Source organism: Anaerolineales bacterium, from assembly GCA_022866145.1.
Classification (GTDB): Bacteria; Chloroflexota; Anaerolineae; order Anaerolineales; family E44-bin32; genus PFL42.
The window spans coordinates 1-4018 of the sequence record JALHUE010000537.1 but is presented as its reverse complement, the minus strand read 5'-3'; the positions used below and the strand labels follow the sequence as shown (position 1 = coordinate 4018).

Annotated in this window: 5 protein-coding genes; 3 read left to right on the top strand and 2 right to left on the bottom strand. The window is 66.0% G+C overall.

Annotated elements, in window-relative coordinates; translation table 11 throughout:
* From MUO23_15340 to rny, 3 genes are all read left to right on the top strand, one after another.
* The coding region (locus MUO23_15340; protein MCJ7514325.1) for a hypothetical protein at positions 1-250 on the top strand (250 nt) is incomplete at its 5' end.
* A gap of 308 nt (positions 251-558) precedes the next feature.
* Positions 559-1209 carry a RecX family transcriptional regulator gene (locus MUO23_15335; GenBank protein ID MCJ7514324.1) on the top strand — a complete coding sequence of 217 codons (651 nt, stop codon included), beginning with the start codon at positions 559-561 and terminating at the stop codon, positions 1207-1209.
* On the top strand, positions 1203-2741 hold the full coding sequence (gene rny / locus MUO23_15330; protein ID MCJ7514323.1) for a ribonuclease Y: 1539 nt from the start codon (positions 1203-1205) through the stop codon (positions 2739-2741). The genes MUO23_15335 and rny overlap by 7 nt, the downstream gene beginning before the upstream one ends.
* 265 nt (positions 2742-3006) lie before the next feature.
* Here the strand turns inward: rny and MUO23_15325 are convergent, their stop codons facing one another.
* On the bottom strand, positions 3007-3570 hold the full coding sequence (locus MUO23_15325) for a hypothetical protein (protein ID MCJ7514322.1): 564 nt from the start codon (positions 3568-3570) through the stop codon (positions 3007-3009).
* A gap of 17 nt (positions 3571-3587) precedes the next feature.
* On the bottom strand, positions 3588-3959 hold the full coding sequence (locus tag MUO23_15320; protein MCJ7514321.1) for a response regulator: 372 nt from the start codon (positions 3957-3959) through the stop codon (positions 3588-3590).
* Between the last annotated feature and the right edge of the window lie 59 nt (positions 3960-4018).

The window sequence follows — 4018 nt, the reverse complement described above, 5'->3', positions numbered from 1 at the left end:
TCTGTACAACGAGGGGATCTCGAAGGAAGGGGATGTGCTGGATCTGGGGGTGGGGCTGGGGGTAGTGGAGAAGCGCGGGTCGTTCTACACCTACAGCGAACAGCGCATCGGGCAGGGACGGGAGAACGCCCGCCAGTTCCTGCGTGACAATCCCCAGGTGGCCGAGGAAATCGAGGGCCGCATCCGGGGGTCCTTCGCGCCAGCCGCGGCTTTGGGCGCGGCGGACGAGGATGCGGAGTTGGTAGACTAGGCGGTACAATATCAGGAAGGACAACCGGGGCTGCACGAGGACGTGCAGGAGTGCGTGCGGCCATAGCTTGGCAACTTCGCTCGAACAGAGATGTGGCAGCGTTTGGATGATGGCTCGGATGAGGAGAGCTAGCGAGGCGTAGAGCAAGACCCGGGTAATAGCGCCTTAGCCGGAATCGCGAGCATCCGCCTCCGTGGTAGCTACGGAGCGGCAGCCATTCTCGTGTCGAATGTCGGGCGGGATCAGTTGTTCGGGCCGTGGCCAGAACGTTTGGCTGCGGTCGTTGTCCTTAACGGCGGGTTGGTGACGTGAGCCGGGTTGTTCGATCGATCGAGCCAGATCGCCGCAAACCGGACCGGGTGCATGTCCGGCTGGAGGGCGGCGGGGAACTCGAACTGGACTCGGCGCTGACCGCCCGGATGCAGGCCGGGCAGTCACTGGACGACGAGGCGGTCGAGCGCCTGCAGGCCGAAGACGGAGTCGAACGGGCGGTGCGCTGGGCGCACCGCCAGATCGCCCGCCGGCCCCGATCGGAAGCCGAGATCCGGCAGGGACTGCGCAAGAGACAAGTGACAGCCGCGCAACAGGACCAGGTGGTGGGTCGGTTGCGCACTCAGGGTTGGCTGGATGATCGGGCATTCGCCGATGCCTGGGTTGAAAACCGGCGAGTGTTTCGGCCGCGCAGTGCCTTTGCGCTGCGGGCAGAACTGCGGCAGAAGGGCGTCGCCCCGGACGAGATCGAAGCTGCCCTCGCCGGTCATGATGACGAAGCTGCCGCGGCAGATGCCGGACGCAAGGCGGCCAGACGCTGGTCCTCTGCAGGTCCCGAGGAGTTCCAGCACAGGCTGACCAGCCACCTGATGCGGCGTGGCTTCGACTATCGTACAAGCGCCTCGACGGCACGCCAACTCTGGAAAGAGATGGCCGACGGGGGCGAGGAGACTGACACAGAATGCTGAGCAATCCCCTTGTGCTACTGATCGCAGCCATTGTGATCGCCCTCGCTATTGGCCTGGCAGTCGGATATGTCGTCCGCCACCAGCAGGCGAAGCGCGAAGGCAGGGAGCGGCTGGACGAGGCCGAGCGCCTGACGGATCAGGCCCGGACCAAGGTCCGCGAGATCGAACTCCAGGCCAGAGCCGACGCCATCAAGATCCGCGACGAGAGCGAGGCCGAGGCCTCGCGTCGAAGGGCCGACAATAACCGTGAGGATGAGCGCCTGCAGCGGCGACGCGCCGAGCTGGACCGGCGAGTCGAGCAGATCGAGAAGCGGGATCAGGCCCTGAACAAACGCCAGAGCGCCCTCGATCACCGCACGAGCGAAATCGACCAGCTGTATGCGGACACTCTGGCCGAGCTGCAGCGGGTCTCCGGCATGACCCAAGACGACGCCAAGGCGCAGCTACTGGCGGAGGTCGAGCGCGAGTCGCGCAACGACATGGCTCGCATCATCCGCCAGATCGAAGACGAGGCCCAATCCGAGGGGGAGCGTCGTGCCCGCGAGCTGATTGCGGACGCCATCCAGCGCGTCGCCTCGGACCACGTCGCCGAGGTCACCGTCACAGTTGTCCCCTTGCCCTCGGACGAGCTCAAGGGTCGGATCATCGGCCGCAACGGGCGCAACATTCGTGCGTTTGAACAGGCGGCTGGAGTGGATGTTGTCGTGGACGATACGCCGGAGGCGGTCACCATCTCGTCGTTCGATCCGGTGCGGCGCGAAGTGGCCCGGCGATCGATGGAGCGGCTGGTCGAAGACGGTCGGATCCACCCGGCGAACATCGAGAAGATCGTCGAGACCGTCCGCCTCGACGTCGACAAGCTGATGGTGCAGGAAGGCGAGCGGGCCACCTTCGATGCCGGCGTCCCCGGGCTGCACCCGGAGATCATCAAGAAGCTCGGCCGGCTCAAGTTCCGGACCTCGTACGGCCAGAACCAGCTGGCGCACGCTATCGAGTGCGCCCAGCTGGCAGGCGTGATCGCAGCCGAACTCGGGGCGGACACCCAGATCGCCAAGTCCGGCGGGCTGCTGCATGATCTAGGCAAGGCGATGGACCATGAAGTGGAAGGGACGCATGCCTCGATCGGCGCCGAATTCTGCCGGCGCTATGGGGTGAGCCCGGCGGTTGTCAACATCATCGGCGCTCACCATCACGAAGTCGACCAGCAGTCGGTGGAAGCCGTGATCGTTGAGGCGGCGGATGCGATCAGCGGGGCGCGGCCAGGAGCCCGGCGGGAGAACCTCGAACAGTACATCAAGCGCGTGCGCGGCTTGGAAGACATCGCCAATTCCTTCGGCGGAGTGTCGCAGAGCTACGCCCTGCAGGCCGGCCGAGAGATCCGAGTGATCGTCCTGCCGGAAGAGATCGACGACCTGGAGGCAACGCGCCTGGCCCGCAATGTGGCCAAGAAGATCGAGGAAGGGATGCACTATCCCGGCCAGATCAAGGTGACCGTGATCCGAGAGACGCGGGCTGTCGACTACGCCAAGTAGCTCTGAGCCGGGCCGTCACCTGCCCGGCAACGCGACTCGCCCTGTCTTCTGCGCCCAGTCGGTAGACCCGCGATTCGGCCCGCCCAAGGCTGCTGGTCGATGGTGAGCCGGCGGCAGCGCCAGGAGGGCACAGGCCGACCGGCGAGGAGATTCCCGCCTGCGGCCTGAACGAGCAACCGCGGCACGCAAAGGCCTCGGTTCCCCGAGGCAAGGTGGCTTGGCGAGCGCCCTTCCGGGGGGTCGACCGATGCGACAAGGGGCTTTGTCAGTCCGGCGTCAGACGGATGCCACCGTACAGGAACCAGAAGGCGGCCTGCGGATAGGCCGGCGAGAGCGCCTCCTCCCAAACAAACGGCCCTGAGAGAAACATCCCATTCAGACTCTGATCGAGCAGCCGCAGGCGCTGGCCCTGGCCAGTCGAAACCGCCGGGTCTGCGAGCGGCGCCAGGCGCTCGGCAATCACCCGGTTGCGGACTTGCAGGGGGTATTCCTTTGCGGACGAGGGTGTGTCGCGGGCTTCCTCGAGGTACCCCTGCCAGAGGTTGAGGCGTTGCGGCAACTCGGCCCTGGCCTTGCGGGAGGTCGCCGCCGCCCAGCGCTCCATCACGTCGGTGATGGCCTCCGCCGCAGATCGCAGTCGCCGGGCGTCAACCTCCGAGGAAGCTTGCTCGTAGGCGCGCAGTGAATCGCGAGCCAGCAAGGCCAGGCCCAGCGATAGGTCGTAGCGGCTGCCTCCGCCGCTCCTGGGTTCTGGGCGAGGCCAGAACACCAGGTCAGACAGCAGGAAATCCTCGAGGTCCTCGAGGATCGAATCGGCCTGGTGAAGCACTTCTGCGGGGGAGTCGGTCAGGGTGATGCCCCGATGACCTTGTGGATCGCGTCGAGAAGCTGACCGCGGGTCGTCGGTTTGACCAGGTAGGCTCGCGCCCCGAGGGCGTTACCCCGCTCCCGGTCTTCGGGGCGGCTTTTGGCGGTCAGGAAGATCACCGGGGGGAGGGGAGTCGCGTCCGCCTGGAGCTGCAAGACCACCTCGAAGCCCGAAATGTCCGGCATCATGATATCGAGCAGGAGCAGGTCGAATGCTTCCTGGCGGAGGAGGGCGAGGGCTGTCTTGCCATCGAACCCCGTGCGCACTTCGTAGCCGGCGGTCGCCAGCGTGAGCTCGATCAGCCCAAGCGTGTCCGGTTCGTCGTCCACAACCAGGATTCGTTTGGCCATGCTCTTGCTCCCCTGGGGCAATTGTATACCCCAACCGCGCCGGCGGCGACGGCCAGGGG

Coding starts and splice junctions, on each gene's coding strand:
- rny (MCJ7514323.1), top strand. CDS start 1,203: ATGCTGAGCAATCCCCTTGTGCTACTGATCGCAGCCATTGTGATCGCC.
- MUO23_15320 (MCJ7514321.1), bottom strand. CDS start 3,959: ATGGCCAAACGAATCCTGGTTGTGGACGACGAACCGGACACGCTTGGG.